The sequence below is a fragment of the Labrys sp. ALF-8 genome, from assembly GCF_059699065.1.
Window position 1 is genome coordinate 1,496,768 of record NZ_AP048538.1, and the last position, 17,139, is coordinate 1,513,906.

Annotated in this window: 13 protein-coding genes; 2 read left to right on the forward strand and 11 right to left on the reverse strand. The window is 60.4% G+C overall.

Annotated features, from left to right (window positions below; translation table 11 throughout):
- Positions 1-41: 41 nt before the first annotated feature.
- The 3 genes from AC6H34_RS27200 to AC6H34_RS27210 all read right to left on the reverse strand — a co-directional run bounded on the left by AC6H34_RS27200 (position 42) and on the right by AC6H34_RS27210 (position 2,170).
- Complete coding sequence (locus tag AC6H34_RS27200; protein WP_448147885.1) at positions 42-449, reverse strand: NADH:ubiquinone oxidoreductase subunit NDUFA12; 408 nt, start codon at positions 447-449, stop codon at positions 42-44.
- 89 nt (positions 450-538) lie between these two features.
- Positions 539-1,477, reverse strand: coding sequence for a nucleoside hydrolase (locus AC6H34_RS27205; RefSeq protein ID WP_448147886.1), 939 nt, complete (start codon positions 1,475-1,477; stop codon positions 539-541).
- Between the two features lie 81 nt (positions 1,478-1,558).
- The gene (locus AC6H34_RS27210; RefSeq protein WP_497540914.1) at positions 1,559-2,170 is read right to left on the reverse strand and encodes a DUF1003 domain-containing protein; all 612 of its coding nucleotides are present in this window, start codon (positions 2,168-2,170) and stop codon (positions 1,559-1,561) included.
- On the opposite strand from AC6H34_RS27210, the gene AC6H34_RS27215 reads away from it, so the two are divergent.
- Positions 2,169-3,449 (forward strand): NAD(P)/FAD-dependent oxidoreductase, encoded by a 1,281-nt coding sequence (locus AC6H34_RS27215; RefSeq protein WP_497540915.1) that lies wholly within the window; start codon positions 2,169-2,171, stop codon positions 3,447-3,449. The genes AC6H34_RS27210 and AC6H34_RS27215 overlap by 2 nt on opposite strands.
- Positions 3,450-3,969: 520 nt before the next feature.
- Positions 3,970-7,725, forward strand: a complete 3,756-nt coding sequence (locus AC6H34_RS27220; protein ID WP_497540916.1) for a vitamin B12-dependent ribonucleotide reductase — start codon at positions 3,970-3,972, stop codon at positions 7,723-7,725.
- Positions 7,726-7,803: 78 nt separating this feature from the next.
- Here AC6H34_RS27220 and AC6H34_RS27225 read toward each other — a convergent pair whose 3' ends face one another.
- The 8 genes from AC6H34_RS27225 to AC6H34_RS27260 form a co-directional block, all read right to left on the reverse strand.
- Positions 7,804-8,316, reverse strand: a complete 513-nt coding sequence (locus AC6H34_RS27225; RefSeq protein ID WP_497540917.1) for a hypothetical protein — start codon at positions 8,314-8,316, stop codon at positions 7,804-7,806.
- Between the two features lie 347 nt (positions 8,317-8,663).
- Entirely contained in the window at positions 8,664-9,011 is a 348-nt protein-coding gene (locus tag AC6H34_RS27230; protein WP_497540918.1) for a DUF7668 domain-containing protein, read from the reverse strand.
- A gap of 207 nt (positions 9,012-9,218) precedes the next feature.
- The gene (locus AC6H34_RS27235; RefSeq protein WP_497540919.1) at positions 9,219-9,620 is read right to left on the reverse strand and encodes an RHS repeat-associated core domain-containing protein; all 402 of its coding nucleotides are present in this window, start codon (positions 9,618-9,620) and stop codon (positions 9,219-9,221) included.
- 62 nt (positions 9,621-9,682) lie between these two features.
- Positions 9,683-10,261, reverse strand: a complete 579-nt coding sequence (locus AC6H34_RS27240) for an RHS domain-containing protein (RefSeq protein ID WP_497540920.1) — start codon at positions 10,259-10,261, stop codon at positions 9,683-9,685.
- Positions 10,262-10,619: 358 nt separating this feature from the next.
- On the reverse strand, positions 10,620-11,051 hold the full coding sequence (locus AC6H34_RS27245) for a hypothetical protein (protein ID WP_497540921.1): 432 nt from the start codon (positions 11,049-11,051) through the stop codon (positions 10,620-10,622).
- 9 nt (positions 11,052-11,060) lie between these two features.
- Complete coding sequence (locus AC6H34_RS27250) at positions 11,061-15,509, reverse strand: endonuclease toxin domain-containing protein (protein WP_497540922.1); 4,449 nt, start codon at positions 15,507-15,509, stop codon at positions 11,061-11,063.
- Positions 15,510-15,559: 50 nt separating this feature from the next.
- Entirely contained in the window at positions 15,560-15,961 is a 402-nt protein-coding gene (locus tag AC6H34_RS27255; RefSeq protein ID WP_497540923.1) for a PAAR-like domain-containing protein, read from the reverse strand.
- Positions 15,958-17,133, reverse strand: a complete 1,176-nt coding sequence (locus tag AC6H34_RS27260; RefSeq protein ID WP_497540924.1) for a DUF2169 family type VI secretion system accessory protein — start codon at positions 17,131-17,133, stop codon at positions 15,958-15,960. The genes AC6H34_RS27255 and AC6H34_RS27260 overlap by 4 nt, the downstream gene beginning before the upstream one ends.
- Positions 17,134-17,139: the final 6 nt, after the last annotated feature.

Genomic DNA, 17,139 nt, shown 5'->3' on the forward strand with positions numbered 1-17,139 from the left:
TCAGGGCAAAAAGACGGCTGCGCGCCGTCTCTTGCTCGGCCCTATTCGCCCGGCGTCCAGGCCTTGTAGTCGCCGGTAGCGGCAGACCGGTGGCCATGCGACAGCATCGAACCCTTGGGGTGGTAGGCATTAACCGTACCCGTCTGGTTGGGACGATGGGGTTTTTGCCATTCGCGCGGCTTGTATTCGGTCTCGCTCGGCGGCGTATCGATCTGGTGATGCATCCAGCCCCACCAGCCTGGGGGGATCGCACTGGCTTCGGCATAGCCGTTATATTGCACCCAGCGGCGCTGCACGCCGATGGTCGGATCCACGGCGCCGCCCTTGGTGCGGTAGTAGACATTGCCGAACTCGTCCTCGCCCACGCGCTCGCCCTTGCGCGAGGTCCAGAAACGGGTCCCTATCGTGGAGCCGTTCCACCACGTGAAGATCTGGAGAAGCGTGTTCATACTGGCTGCCGTTCTCGATGTCGTATCGAGATGTCTTATGGCCAAGAGCGGCGGCGATGTCCACCGTTACCCACCGTCCGCCTTGCGATTTATAGTCGCGAAATCGCCTGCGCGATCAAGGCGAAGAAACCATCCGCGTCGACATCGCCCAGCACATGGGCATTCTTCGGCCGCTCCGTGACGCCCCACCAGTCGATAACGGTCATGCCCATGGTCAGTTCGGAGACGGTCTCGATCTCGACGTTGCAGCGACGCCCGGAAAAGAGTTCGGGCCTGATCAGCCAGGCGATCACGCAGGGATCGTGCAGCGGGCCCCCTTCCGAACCGTATTTCTGAACGTCGAAACGCTCGAAGAAATCGAGCCAACCTGCTGCGGCATCTGAAACTTTCGAACCGATCGCCTTGATGCTCGCAACCCGCGAGCGGCTGGTGAGCGCCTTGTGGGTGACGTCGAGCGACATCATGGTGATGGGGACCCCTGCGCCGAAAACCACTTTTGCGGCATGGGGATCGACAAAGATGTTGAACTCGGCTGCAGGGGTTATGTTGCCTCCCTCGAAGCAGCCTCCCCCCATCAGCACGATCTCCTTTATACGAGATGCGATGCGAGGCTCGCGTATCAGGGCCATGGCGATGTTGGTGAGCGGCCCGAGAGGACAGAGCGTCACCGTTCCGGCGGCCCTGGTCATCAAGGTCTCGATGATGAAGTCGACACCATGGCGCGGGTCGAGCGGCATCGTGGGTTCGGGCAGGTCGGCGCCATCGAGGCCGGTCTTCCCGTGCACGTGTTCGGCGGTCACGAGGGGCCGCAGGAGCGGGCGGTCGGCACCGGCGCAGACGGTGATGTCGCGGCGCCCCGCCAGTTCGCAGATCACCCGCACGTTCCGACTGGTCAGGGCGAGAGGCACGTTGCCCGCCACGGCCGTGATCCCGATCACCTCCAGGGCATCTGGGCTGCCGAGCGCAAGCAGGATGGCAAGTGCATCGTCCTGGCCAGGATCGGTGTCGATGATGATGGAACGGGGCATGGCAGACTCAGGGGAACATGGAACAAGGCGCCGGACCATGGACCGGCACAGGCCGGGGCGCAAGCGCCTCGGCGCAGGCTGTCATTGTGGCCTGATGTCCAGCTTTTCCTCGAGCCGCTTCACGAGCTGGATGAGTTCGGCGACCTGCGTCTCGCGCAGGAGGTCGACCTTCTGGTGCAGGAGTTCGATCTCCAGTTCCGCCTTGGTGTTCACGTCATAGTCGTGGGTTGCGGCGGCCCGGTCTATGGCGGCCTGGCGGTTCTGGCTCATCATGATGAAGGGGGCGGCATAGGCAGCCTGGAACGAGAGGGCAAGATTGAGCAGGATGAAGGGATAGGGATCCCAATGCTGCACCCATGCCGTGATGTTCAGCACCATCCAGAGGATCAGGATGATCGACTGCACGATGATGAAGGGCCAGCTTCCCATCATCGCGGCGACGAAATCGGCGACGCGGGCACCGAGAGGCAGCTCCCCCGGCTGCAACGGCCTATGCTCGCGCCGCTGCCAGCGCAGCCTGTGGAGAAGTGCCAGTTCGTCGTCGTGCAGCCGATGGGGTTTTGTGGAGGAACTCATCATCATGTCTTTCGGGATACCCAGCGCCGCGATGGTACAGGAACTCAGTGTCCTCTTGGTGCTTTTTCCCGCCGTCGCCGGATGGTCTATGGTGGTGGCCGGCAGGAGATGAATCATGGCTGATGGACTTCACCGCATCGTCGTCGTCGGTGCCGGCTTCGGAGGACTGGAAGCGGTCAACCACCTCAAGGGTGCTCCGGCCGCCATCACCATCATCGACCAGCGCAACCATCACATCTTCCAGCCCCTTCTCTACCAGGTGGCGACGGCCTCGCTGGCAACCTCCGAGATCGCCTGGCCGATACGCCACATCATGCGCGGACGGCCGGAAGTCACCACGCTGCTGGCGGAGGTCGCGGGCATCGACAAGGAGGCACGCCGGGTGCTGTTGCGCGAGGGCGGCAGCGTGCCGTACGACACGCTTATCCTGGCGACCGGCGCGCGCCATGCCTATTTCGGCCATGACGAATGGGAGCCCTATGCGCCCGGCCTCAAGACCATCGAGGATGCGACAACGATTCGCCGACGCATCCTCCTCGCCTTCGAGAAGGCGGAGATGGAGACGGATCCGCAGGTCCAGGACGCGCTGCTCACCTTCGCCATCGTCGGCGCCGGGCCCACGGGCGTGGAACTCGCCGGCACCATCGCCGAACTCGCCCGCGACACGCTGCCGCCCGACTTCCGCAACATCGATACCCACAAGGCGCGCGTGGTGCTGATCGAAGCCGGCCCGCGTGTCCTGGCAGGTTATCCCGAAGACCTGACAGATTACACGAAGCGCTCGCTCGAAGCGCTTGGCGTGGAGGTCGAGCTCGGAGCGGCGGTTACCGAATGCAACGCCGAGGGCGTCGTCTATGGTGGCAAGACGCTCGCGGCCAAGACCATCGTCTGGGCCGCCGGCGTGCGCGCGTCCCCTGCCGCCGAGTGGCTCGGCGTACCTTCGGACCGCAATGGGCGAATCATCATCCAGCCTGACCTGACGGTTCCCGGGCATCCGGAGATCTTCGCCATCGGCGATACGGTGAGCCTGCCGGGCCCGGGCGGCAAGCCGGTCCCCGGGATCGCGCCGGCCGCCAAGCAGGCCGGGATCCACGTCGCGAAGACCGTCAGGGCCCGATTGCAGGGCGGCTCGGCGCCGGGCGTCTTCAAGTACCGCCACCAGGGAAGCCTTGCCCAGATCGGCAAGCGCAAGGCGGTCATCGATTTCGGCTGGATCAGGCTGCGCGGCGCCATCGCCTGGTGGATCTGGGGCATTGCCCATATCTACTTCCTGATCGGGGTCCGTACGCGCCTCAGCGTGGCCATCAACTGGCTCTGGATCCACGCACGCAACCAGCGCAGCGCGCGCCTGATCACCCAGGGTGTCGAGAGCGAGAACGAATCACGGTCCGGCTGAACCTTCCCGCCGCGTGGGAAGCGCTGTCCCCTCGATTCGGCCGGCGATTTCCTTCCATGGGCCTACCCCAACGTCAGCATCCGGTGCTTGCCCACAAGCTCTTGTGGGTGCCGTTTTGTGCCATCTCGGGACATGGTAAATGAAACATGACCGGAACATGGCAATTCGGCGACGGGCTTGTGTCCGGGATTCTGCGTTAGATTCCCGAACCTTGCCGCCGATCGCTCACGCCGTTCAAGTTTTTCCACAGGTCCACACCATATGTAGATAGTCCTGATTTTGCCGGCACAAAATCTTGACGTCACCGACCTGGATGCCTACCTTGAACTCATAGTCTGAAACGTCGGCGGCGGGGGGAACTCCGGGGGTAGCGGCGCGGTTTTCGAACCTGCGCTTCCACTGCGGACGGGGGCAATGAACCCCATAAGACACAGTGAAACAGGCAAGTCAGATAGCGTGAACCGAGCCGTTGCCTTGGCACGGCGCGTGTTTTTGCGCCCAATTTTCGGGGAATACCGCGATGCGGATTGAACGTCTTTATACGAAGAAGGGGCAGTCCCCCTACGCGTCCATAGCGTTCCGAACGGCCACGAGCGAAATCCGCAATCCGGATGGCTCCATCGTCTTCCGCCTCGAAAACATTGCCGTGCCCGAAGCCTGGAGTCAGGTCGCGGCCGACATCCTGGCCCAGAAGTACTTCCGCAAGGCGGGCGTGCCCGCCATCATGAAGAAGGTGGAAGAAAATGCCGTGCCGTCGTGGCTATGGCGTTCCGTTCCCGACAAGAAGGCTCTGGCTGCTCTCCCCGAGGCCGAGCGCATCGTCGGCGAGACGGATTCGCGTCAGGTCTTCGACCGCCTCGCCGGCACCTGGACCTATTGGGGCTGGAAGGGCGGCTATTTCGATACGGAGGAGGACGCCCAGACCTTCTACGACGAACATCGCTACATGCTCGCCATGCAGATGGTGGCCCCCAACTCGCCGCAATGGTTCAACACCGGCCTGCATTGGGCCTATGGCATCGACGGCCCCGGCCAGGGCCATTTCTATGTCGACTACAAGACCGGCAAGCTCACCTCGTCGACCTCGGCCTACGAGCACCCCCAGCCGCATGCCTGCTTCATCCAGTCGGTCGCCGACGACCTCGTCAACGAGGGCGGCATCATGGACCTGTGGGTTCGTGAGGCACGCCTGTTCAAGTATGGCTCGGGTACCGGCTCCAACTTCTCGGCCCTGCGCAGCGAAGGCGAGAGGCTTTCCGGCGGCGGGCGCTCCTCCGGCCTGATGTCCTTCCTCAAGATCGGCGATCGCGCCGCCGGCGCCATCAAGTCGGGCGGCACCACCCGCCGCGCGGCCAAGATGGTGGTCGTCGATGCCGATCACCCCGACATCGAGACCTATATCGACTGGAAGGTGAAGGAGGAGCAGAAGGTCGCCGCTCTTGTCACCGGATCCAAGATCGTGCAGAAGCACCTGAAGGCGGTGATGCGCGCCTGCGTGCAGTGCGAGGGCCCTGGCGAGGATTGCTTCGACCCGGAGCGCAACCCTGCCCTCAAGCGCGAGATCAAGGCCGCCCGCCGGGCGCTGGTGTCCGACAACTACATCAAGCGCGTCATCCAGTTCGCCAAGCAGGGCTACAAGGACATTTCCTTCGAGACCTACGACACCGACTGGGACTCCGAAGCCTATCTGACGGTCTCCGGCCAGAACTCGAACAATTCGGTGCGCGTGGACGATGCCTTCCTCAATGCCGTCGAGAAGGACGGCGACTGGGAGCTCAAGGCCCGTATCACCGGCAAGACGGTGAAGACACTCAAGGCCCGGGATCTCTGGGAGAAGATCGGCTATGCCGCCTGGGCCTCGGCCGATCCCGGCATCCAGTTCCACACCACCATCAACGACTGGCACACCTGCGCGGCCTCCGGCCCGATCCGGGCTTCGAATCCATGCTCGGAATACATGTTCCTCGACGACACGGCCTGCAACCTGGCGTCGCTGAACCTGCTCCAGTTCCGCAATGCAGACGGCTCGTTCAATCTCGCTTCCTACGAACACGCCGTGCGCCTGTGGACCATCGTGCTCGAAATCTCGGTGATGATGGCGCAGTTTCCCTCCCGCGCGATCGCGGAACTGTCCTACCGCTACCGCACGCTGGGCCTGGGCTACGCCAATATCGGCGGCCTGCTGATGACCTCGGGCATTCCCTATGACTCCGATGCCGGCCGCGCGCTGGGCGGCGCCTTCTCGGCGATCATGACCGGCGTTGCCTACGCGACCTCCGCCGAGATGGCCCGCGAGCTCGGCGCCTTCCCCGGCTTCGAGCCGAACCGTGAATCGATGCTGCGCGTCATCCGCAACCACCGCCGCGCCGCTCACGGCGAGGACACGGGCTACGAGGCGCTCGCCACCGCCCCCGTCGCGCTGGATCTCGCCACCCTCGTCGGCCTCGGCGAGAACGGGGCGGCCATCGCCGAACACGCCGGGAAGGCCTGGGACGAAGCCCTGGCCCTCGGCGAGAAGCACGGCTATCGCAACGCGCAGGCCACCGTGATCGCTCCCACCGGCACGATCGGCCTCGTCATGGATTGCGACACCACCGGCATCGAGCCCGATTTCGCCCTGGTGAAGTTCAAGAAGCTGGCCGGCGGCGGCTACTTCAAGATCATCAACCGCGCCGTTCCCTCGGCCTTGCGCACGCTCGGCTATTCGGAAGCCGAGATCGCGGAGATGGAAGCCTATGCGGTGGGCCATGCCTCGCTGCGTCAGGCTCCGGTGATCAACCACACCTCGCTGCTCGCCCGCGGTTTCACCGAGGAGAAGCTGGCTCAGGTGGAAAAGGCCCTCGCCTCCGCCTTCGACATCAAGTTCGTCTTCAACAAGTGGACGCTGGGCGAGGACTTCATCACCGGCAAGCTCGGCGTATCCACCGAGAAGCTGAACGATCCCGCCTTCGACCTTCTCGCCCATCTCGGCTTCGCCAAGTCCGACATCGAGAAGGCCAACGTCCATGTCTGCGGTGCGATGACGCTGGAAGGCGCACCGCATCTGAAGGCCGAGCACCTGCCGGTATTCGACTGCGCCAATCCGTGCGGACGCCTCGGCAAGCGCTACCTCTCGGTCGACAGCCATATCCGCATGATGGCGGCCGCGCAGCCTTTCATCTCGGGCGCGATCTCCAAGACCATCAACATGCCGAACGATGCTTCCGTCGAGGATTGCAAGGCGGCCTACCAGCTCTCCTGGCGCCTGGCCCTCAAGGCGAATGCGCTCTACCGCGACGGCTCCAAGCTTTCGCAGCCGCTCAACTCGCAGCTTCTGGCCGACGAGGACGAGCAGGATGCGGTGGAGGAGCATCTCGAACGCTCCGTGCCGGCCCGCGCCGTGCAGGTCGCCGAGAAGATCGTCGAACGCATCATCGAGCGGGTGGAAGTGGCCCGTGAGCGCGAGAAGATGCCGGATCGCCGCAAGGGCTACACCCAGAAGGCGACGGTGGGCGGCCACAAGATCTATCTGCGCACCGGCGAGTATGACGACGGGCGCCTCGGCGAGATCTTCATCGACATGCACAAGGAAGGCGCCGCCTTCCGCGCCATGATGAACAATTTCGCCATCGCGATCTCGCTCGGCCTGCAATATGGCGTGCCGCTGGAAGAGTATGTGGAGGCCTTCACCTTCACGCGCTTTGAGCCGGCCGGTTTCGTGCAGGGCAACGACTCGATCAAGAACGCCACGTCGATCCTCGACTATGTGTTCCGCGAGCTCGCCATCTCCTATCTCGGCCGCTACGACCTCGCCCATGTCGTCCCCGACGAGGACAGCCATGCGACGCTCGGCGGCGGCGAGAGCCGCTCTCCCGCGGGCGCACCGGTCGCGGCGCCGATCTCGAAGGGCCTCGTGCGTTCCAAGACCGAGCGCTTCGTGGTGATGCCGGGCGGCGTCGCCGCTGCCAGCAACTCGCTCGCTCCCGTCTCGGGCGAAGCGCGCGGGGCCATCTCCGCCCTCTCGTCCGCCGTCGCCGGTGCGGGCCTCGCTCGCGGCGTGGTGGCGGGCCCTGGTGCCACCGTCGGCGCCACGGCCCTCAAGGAGGAGGAAGCGCTGGACAGCCTCGCCTGGAGCGCTCCCGCCCCGGCCGTGAAGCCGGCTTCCGAGCGCCGGAAGGAAGCGAAACTCCGCGGCTACGAAGGCGAAGCCTGCCCCGAATGCGCCAACTTCACCTTGGTGCGCAACGGCACCTGCCTGAAATGCGACACCTGCGGCGGCACGACGGGCTGCAGTTGAGAAGCGGCTGGGCGCATTTGTAGCGCAGGCCCTCGCCTACCCTGCCCCGCTGCCAGAAAAGCACATTGAAACAAAGAGTCAGAAGGCACCCTTCGGGTGCCTTCTGGAGCGTTGCGTCTCTGCCAGCGTGGCGCCCCGATCCGGCAAACGCTTGGGATCGATCAGGCCCGGGAACCTGTGGACATAGCCCCGTGCTTCGGCCTCGCTGAACTCCTTGACCTTCCACACCCGCCGCCCGAACGGATCGTAGCCATAGCGCCAGGCTTCCCGATCCGGTGTGACGCAGCGGACGAGGCGGTCGAAGGCATCCCATTCGTAGCGCCACACCTTCGTCCGGAAGCCGTCGCGCTCCACCCGGCGCTCGATGACACGGCCGCATTTGTCGTGGGTGAGCGTCAGCCTCTCGCCGCGCGGGCCTCGCGCCGTCTGCACCACACCGCCAGGGCTCGACTTCCAGGCGACGAACTTGCCGATGTCCTCCCCCAGCCCCGAGATCGCCTGCGGCCCGGAGGAGGAAGCGCCCGCCATGTTGCGGGCGGCATCATAGGCGAACTTCTCGACAAGCTGGTCGCCGAAGCGGGCCTCGCTCACCTGCCGTAGGCGTCACAGCACTCGAACGAATTAGCGCACTAATTTATATTTTGGTTCTACTCTAGTTAACAAAGAGGCAACATCAGGCGGCGTTGCAAAAAATGTATTCTATTCATCATTTAAAATTTTTAGAAAGTCTAGACTCATCATCCGGCAAAGTTTCTCTTGCACGGGAAGCATAATCTTCGGCCAAAGCAGGAGAAATACCGCCAACAAAGTACCAAAAGTTTGAATTAAAATGGTATTTCCCCGAAACTATTGCCATTATATTAAAATATGTTTCGCCACTGTGGCGTCATTTACGATTTTTACAAGATAATTACGAATAAATCTAAAATATAAACTATTTACATGACCCTACAATCATCAAGATATACTTTTACATTAACTTCATTTATTATAGATATAGTTAACTCCACGGACAAATCAGATCGACCCTCCTCTTTTGTCCATAACGGAGCAGCAACTGCCCAAGAATATAAGATATCGTTTTGAATGGGTATAAAATCCAAAGCTTTATATGCCTCAAATGGGGGGATCGTTAAATTTCTTCCATATTCTCGAATAGCTCTATCGAAGTCTGCTGATTGTACGCGAGCCTCACGGTATATATCATAGTCATCCTGCCCTTCTCCTGATAGAAAACGCACAACATTCCAGACTATTTCGCTGAGATAAACTTCGTGATTCGGCATCCGCACACATCCTGACTATGGGGCGATTGTTCGATTCCCGGGTATCCTGGTAACTATACAGTTATTTTCGTCTATATTATTAAAATATCGGTCTATTTCTTTAAGGGCTTGGTTTATTTGTCCCTCATTCAGCCCTGCTGCGCGCAAAGCATCTGCGGCTACCCCTTTCTCTGCGCCATAGGTGCCTCCTTCAGAAACCCTCTGAGCCTACGTTGCTTTGTAGTGAGGAGATCCTATTTTTGTTGACGGCTCGTCTATACGAATCGCAGGGGCATCTTTGGTACTGTACCCTGGTAGATCGCGAACATCTGCATCTTGTATACCATGATGAGCATCCTTGAGACCCGCCGCCCGGAGTGTTCCATAGGGTTGAGTGATTGTTGGCCCGTATACACGTAGTCCAATCGGATCAGCCCATGTTACCGGTCTTTCTACGTACCCTTGCGGCCTATCTCCACCCTCAAGTTTGATCGGATCTGGGCTGACATACTGCCCCGCCAACGGCTCGTAGTGCCGGTGGCGGTTGTAATACAGCCCCGTCTCTTCATCCTGCCATTGCCCTTGGAAGCGGATCGGGCACGCATAGGCTTGCGGAGAATCCTCCGCCACCGGCTTAAGCGCCAGATTACCGAAGGTGGCGCAGCCCCCACCTCCACCGGATCCCCGAGGACTCAACCAATGTCGACCTCGTCGTCGTTCGCCGCCTGCGGGACCGCCCCGTGGATGCCCCTGATCAGCCCCCAGGTGGTATAGCTTGCCGCCCAGCGCACATCGCCCGCCTCATCCACCATCTCCCTCGGCGTGCCGAGATGGTCGGTGACGATGTAGAGGAGGTCGCCCTCGGGCGTCTCTTTCGCCAGCGGCCGGAAGCTGCCGGGCCCGTAGTGCCAACGGGTTGCCTTACGCCAATCGACACTGCCATCCAGCCGAAGCGGGGCTTCCTCGGCCAGCACATCACCATCCCACAAGAAGTGCGTTCCGACGATGGGGGATCTATCCGCTTCCTCCTGCGCGCTGCAATCAAGCCGAGAGTGCCGTGTTTCAGCCAGCGTCGCACCCCTGTCCGGCAGGCGGCTTGCATCGATCGGGCTCGGGAACCTGTGGACATAGCCCCGTGCTTCGGCCTCGCTGAACTCCTTGACCTTCCACACCCGCCGCCCGAACGGATCGTAGCCATAGCGCCAGGCTTCCCGCTTCGGCGTGACGCAGCGGACGAGGCGGTCGAAGGCATCCCATTCGTAGCACCACACCTACGTCCGGAAGCCGTCGCGCTCCACCCGGCGCTCGATCACACGCCCGCATTTGTCGTGGGTGAGGGCAAGACGCTCCCTACCCGGCCCTCTGCACCACACCGCTAGGGCTCGACTCTTCCACCAGACATTGCGCAAAAAAAGATAGGTCAGCAGCAGAGCCGAGCAGGCAACCGCAATTCATTCCAATACCGCAGGCGATACACGCCCGCTCATCATGCTCGAAGCGTAGATCGTTTAAAATACCGTCCAAAGGCACATTTCAATTCACAGACTCCACCTTCCCGCCAAACAATTTTTATCCGCCACCAAAACTCTATTGATAAGAAAATTTAACCAAAAATACACAATACAACAATCATAAACTTGCCTTTTTGTACGCATCTATGAGAATGCTTCCAATATTTTCATCATATAATGGGCACACAAAATCTTCCGAATAACTTTCACCTCCTTCATGCTTGTAATTTAAAACTGGCGTAAACGTAACAATATCATCGTTACATTTAACACCAACGGCCAGCGCAGATTTGGCCATAGCCTTCCATGATCGCGCGCCCACTGCAGCCAACAGAGGCTGCTGTATTATTTTCCATTGCGAACTTCCAGGATGAGGTATATTTTGCCTAGAATTACGAAGTGTCGAACGAATAAGTTTTGATAGTTCGTTGAATTCGGTTGCATCGACGGTACAAACAGGCCCATCAGAAATCCAAATACCTTCCGTTGTTTGAGAGTATGCTTGCATAAACACTTTTCCTCGAATGAGATAAGTAGAAGCCATCTTCATAGCGATACCTTATGGATGAACAATAGGATTTACTTCAACACCTACATTTGTGCCATATTTTACAGCCAAATTAATTACAGCCTGCTGCATTGGAGTCCCAGCGTTAGGTATAACCAAATCGAGGCCACGTGACGTTATCTGGGTTGGATCAATCTTTACACCAGCCCATCCGTTTGGACCCGTTCCCTTGTATTTAGATACCTTATCAATGTATCCCTTAATTTTTCGTGCAAGAACTACAATGTCTGAATACGTTGGCGCATTCAGATCTATGCTTTTAATACTTGTTGCTTTTCCGTTAGAAAATTTATCTATAATAGGAAAATTCTGAGGTAAATTTTGACCGAAATTTTGCTCTATTTCAGTTCCTCTCGGCCCTATTCCTTTATTCCAAACGCTTCCTTCTAAACCAAGACTATCGCACCAAATGGACGGGCACTCAACGTATCCCTGCGGCCTATCTCCCCCCTTCAATCCAATTGGATCGGGACTAATATACTGACCCGCCAGCGCATCATAATGCCGGTAGCGGTTGTAGTATAATCCCGTCTCCTCATCCTGCCATTGACCCTGGAAGCGGATGGGGCAGGCATAGGCTTGCAGTGAGTCCTCCGCTACCGGCTTGAGCGCCAGATTGCCGGAGGTGCTACGACTATTGCCTCCGCCGCCCCTTCCCGGTGCCCAGCCGATGGCGGCATGATCGTCGTTCGCTGCCTGCGGGACCGCCTCGCGGATGCCCCTGATCAGCCCCCAGGTGGTGTAACTCGCCACCCAGCACACAGCGCCTTTCTCGTCGAACATCTCCCTCGGCGTGCCGAGATGGTCGGTGACGATGTAGAGGAGGTCGCCCTCGGGCGTTTCCTTCGCCAGCGGCCGGAAGCTGCCGGGCTCATAGTGCCAGCGCGTGGCCTTGTGCCAATCGACACTGCCGTCGAGCCGAAGCGGAGCCTCCTCGGCCAGTACATCGCCCTCCCAGAGGTAATGCGTGCCGACGATGGGCGACTTGTCCGGGCTATTGTGGTTGCCGCTGTCGAGGCGGGAACGCTGTGCCTCTGCCAGCGTGGCGCCCCGATCCGGCAAACGCTTGGGATCGATCAGGCTCGGGAACCTGTGGACATAGCCCCGTGCTTCGGCCTCGCTGAACTCCTTGACCTTCCACACCCGCCGCCCGAACGGATCGTAGCCATAGCGCCAGGCTTCCCGCTTCGGCGTGACGCAGCGGATCAGCCGGTCATGCGCATCCCATTCGTAGCGCCACACCTTCGTCCGGAAGCCGTCGCGCTCCACCCGGCGCTCGATCACACGGCCGCATTTGTCGTGGGTGAGCGTCAGCCTCTCGCCGCGCGGGCCTCGCGCCGTCTGCACCACACCGCCGGGCGTCGACTTCCAGGCGACGAACTTGCCGATGTCCTCCCCCAGCCCCGAGATCGCCTGCGGCCCGGAGGAGGAAGCGCCCGCCATGTTGCGGGCGGCATCGTAGGCGAACGTCTCGACAAGCTGATCGCCGAAGCGGGCTTCGCTCACCTGCCCGTTCGCATCATAGGCGTAGCTTGTCTTGCCCCAGAGGCTATCGGCGATGCTGAGCGGGGACGAAGCCTTGTCCCAGCTATAGCTGCGCTCGATCTGGCTTCCCGCGCCCGGCGCGAAGCCCGCCTGCCGGACTGCCATGGCGCCCGCCAGACCGGTGCCGAAGGAGGCGATGTCGAAGCCGCCCGTCTGTTTGATCAACTGGCCGGCGATGTCGTAGGCCGAGTCCAGCTTGAAGCCGATGCCGTTCGCCCGCCGCGTCTCCCGGCCCATCGCATCGCGCGTGAAGGACAGCGGCGCGTGATCGCCGATGGCAATATCCTCGATCAGCCCCAGCGGATCATGGGCGTAGGCGACGAGGCTGGAGGTCCCCGGGCTTGACCCGGGGATCCGACGCTCGATGCGACGGCCCATGGCATCGAGCCTGCTCTCCACCCAGCGCCCGTTCAGCGCCTCCGCGATGACCGCGCCATTCCTGTCGCGCCGGTATTCGATGAGCGAGGAGCCGTTCTCCGCCTTCTCCAGCAGCCCGCGCCCGTCATACCAGAAGCGGGTGATATCCTGCGGCCTCGCTCCCGGTCCGCCCCCCGGCGCGAAGCTCTCGATGCGCGTGACCTTGTCGGTCCTGTCGTAGCTATGGACCAGACGCGCCCCATCCGGCTTCACCGTCTCGATCACCCGCCCGCCGGGGTCTCTGGTGTAGCGCGTCCGGCGGCCATCGAAATCCTCCTCCAGCACTACCCGGCCGGCGACATCGCGCACCAGCCGGTAGATCTGGCCCACGGCGTTGCCCACCGCCGTGGGCCGCCCCTCCGAGTCATAGGAAAAGGCCAGCCGCCCGCCCTTGGGATCGACGATCGCCTGCAAGACCTCGAAGGCGCCGAACTCGTACGTCCAGACGCGGCCTTCGCCGTCCGTCACCGAGGCGAGCGAGCCTTCCGCATCGAATCGGCGGGAGATCGTCACACCATCCGGGCGGGTGAGGCTCGTCGGCGTCGCAAAGCCGCCTGCACCCGCCTCGTAGACTAGGCGCGTGACACCACCATCGGCATCCTTGCGCTCGATCAGGCGGCCGAAAGCATCGTAGAGAAGTTCGGTTACGCCGCCCTTGGCATCCTTGATGCCCCACAGACGGTCATGCTGGTCATAGGCACGCCGCTCCTCCGAGCCGTCCGCGAAGATCGTGCGGGCGATGCGGCCGCGCTCGTCGCGCTCGAAGCGCGTCTCGTTCCCTTCCGCATCGATGGCAGCAAGGACATTGCCCTTGTTGTCGTTCTCGAATTTACGGACGCATCCGCTCCCATCGATAATCTTGTCGATATCGCCATGCCGCCCCCAGCCATAGACGGTCTTGCGCCCCTCGGCATCGGTGAAGTGGCGAACATTGCCATACACATCGTATCGCGTATGCGAGGTGTTGCCGTTCGCATCCGTCGTGGCAATGCGGAAGGCCGCCTGGTCATAGCGGTGGGAGATTGTGCCCCCGAGCGCGTCGATCTCGGCGGTGATGTTCTCGTGCTCATCATAGGCGAAGCGCTGCGCTCGCTCCTCCTCGCCGGTCGGAAGATAGGTCGTTTCCCGCCTGTCGCGGTCATAGCGGAAACGGTCTTCGTTCCAGATGCCGGACGTCGCAGTATGGATGACGCGTCCTTCATCGTCATAGGTGAAGGTCGTCTCCGAGCGCCGTGTCAGATTGTGCCAGCACAGGAGCAACGGCCTGGAGGCATGCCATTCATAGCGTACCGACATGCCGAAGGCGCACTTGGCCGAGACCATACGCCCGCGATGGTCGTAGGCGTAGTTGGCCAGCACCAAGCGCGACTTGTCGGTACCCACCAGCGTAATGACGGTGCGGCGCCCATCAGCATCGTTGTCGAATTCAAGCGAGAGGCCGTTGGAACCGACGATCTTCTGAAGCACGCCGGCCGACGAGCGCTGGAAGAGGAGGCTGTTGCCGTTTAGGTCTTCGATTTTCTCGAGGCGATGGAAATGGTCGTCGTATTCGGAGAAATATTTAACAATGGTTCGGTCCTTGAGACACAACGAGCCCGGTTCCGGTGCCTTGAGCTCAAGATGAGGAAAGGCTGCGTTGGTTGAAGGCAGGAAATTGAAAGGTCGCTGGAAACGAATCCTTTTGCCGTCAGCTTGAAGAAAATCGAGATCTCCCTCCTTGCGGCTGGCAAGATGCTCGTCGAAAGCCGAGATCTGGCAAGCTCCGAGCGGATTGCGCCAGCGCCAGGATGTGGGCAGCTTCAATCCCATATAGCGGGAGCCGTCGAAACTGATCGAACCGGGCACCAGAAAATCGCGCCAGGTCTCCAGATATTCGCCTGTGGCGACTGATACAGGCTCGCCGGTTGTCAATACCTCGGAAGCAGCTTGTTCTGCGGCCTTCCTTTCAGCTTTCTTCAGGATTAGCTTGGAAAAGACGATTTCACCGGCGGCTTTTGTAGCCCCCGCTGCCATTGTCGTAACCTCTCCGGATGTCCAAGCGCCCGGATGAACGAATTGATCATCTGCTTTCTTCGCTTCGAAAGCAGGCAAAACCCGCCGATAGCGCGCGATGACCGAATTGTCGTCGTCTATTAAGCTGTACCCGCCGCCGTAAAGCAGCGCGTTCGTCATGGCGCCGGCTTCTGCCGCATGACCAAACGTAGCGTTGTCGACAACACCACCGGCAAATGAATCTATGACACCGTGATCCGGAACGGGTTTGAGCGTATCTTCCTTTTTCCTTTGCAGAATCTGGCCGGTGGGATTGTCCGTCGTGCACATCGTTGCATCGACGAGTACGTAGGCGTCTCCATTCGCATCGATACGAGAGTTATCGTAACCTCTCTTTTCGAAGACACGCCCATTTATGACGACGTATTCTCGCTCTTGCTGCGGTTTTGGAGCAGCAGAAGTAGAATTTGTGGACGCCATCGACATGAGAGAGACCTGGATTTTTAGAAGTTATGATTTGGAGAGGTGGAATTCCGCTACACTTCGTCTGCATTTCTGCCCGCCAATCTCTCGCTAGGCCCCAAATCAGGCCGATTGATCCAGGCCGGATCGCGATGGCTGACAGTGGCAAATCCTTCTGAGAAAACGAAATCCGAAGCAGTACGAGTGTGCGCTGGGCCCAGGTACCCCGGCACGACGACCCCCTTGCCGACACCAGGCTCGTGCCCAGTAGACGTGGCGCAGCGGGAATTCAGCTGGAAATCATAGTTGCCATTGTTGCGGACCGAATTTGAAACGCGGACAGCGGTGTCGAGGAAGGCAATGGAGGTGTACGCGACCGGTACCATGCTGTCGCCGCGTGGTGTCCAACACACGTCCGGACCCTTGGAAACGATCACATTGGCAGCATCCTGCCGTGCGGATACCTTGCCAGTCATGAGGCGGTTCTTTCATTGATGCGTTGGCGGATCAGCGTTCGTACATCCTGTGCCGTGCGCTCTCGGCGTTTGAGATCGATGCGGACGGTTTCATAGACATCCGGTGGAAAATTCGCTCGCCACGACAGATAGACGCGTCGCCTGCGACGGCTATCCGAGGCGATATCGATCAACACAGTGTCCAGCACCATCTCCTGATCGTGCTCACTCCCGTCGGGCTTGACGAAGCTGAGCGCGATCCTGTCGCCGGGCAGATCGAAGGCAAAAGCGCTCGTATCTTGGAGGAGATTGAGAAGTGCCACGCGCTCATCGCCGGAGAGGTGACCCTTGCAAATCAAGCTCGGATGAGCACTGTTGTGATAGGCGAAGGAATAGTCGTCAGGCCAATTGGGCCAGACGTTCTTTCGCCAGTTCTCATCATAGGTGCCACCAAGCGGCAGTCTGGGATCCCAGGCCGGCGGTATAGGGCCAAGACCTTCGGGTCGGTAAGCCTTGTAGGCCTCGGTGATGGGTTCGCCCTGCCTTTCGATCTGGGGCGCCGGCACCGGCTTGGTATGATCCGTCCAGTCTACGTCGATCGCACCAAGGCCAAGGGGGTTGTGCGGATCATGATCGAATAACACGGTGCCATCAGGTTGATATCCCTTTGGCTTGACACCCCCGTAAGCATATTCGTAGTGCAACGGCAGTTCAGCGATAGGTTCGGGAGCGGAGAGCTTCCATTTGTCGAAATCGGCCCGATGCTTCTGCCATTCTCTCTTCTCCTCGTCGGAGAGCATACGCTTCCACTTTGGCACCCATTGGCGTGGACCGGTCACGCGTAGTGCCTGTAGCGCGCGAATGTTGCCTACACTGTCATCGATACCAATGCCGCACGGCCAGGATGGCGCTGCCTTGCCCTTTGGCGCCCGCGCAACTGCATTGACGATGATATCCGTTGCCGGCTTGTTCGGGACGAGGTCGGAAGGATATTTGAGCGAGGAGACATTCACCGAGCCATGGCATAGGTCCGTAAAAGCCATGGGCGCCTGTTCCCGGCCGATCAACAGACGACCAGAAGGTGCAAAGTCATAAGTTGCCTTGACGATGACGACACCGAAATCCCGGCCGCCGCTGTCGCTGGAGTAGTATCGGAAGTTTGGAAACGGTGTGTAGTTCTCGATGTCGGGCATGGGGAC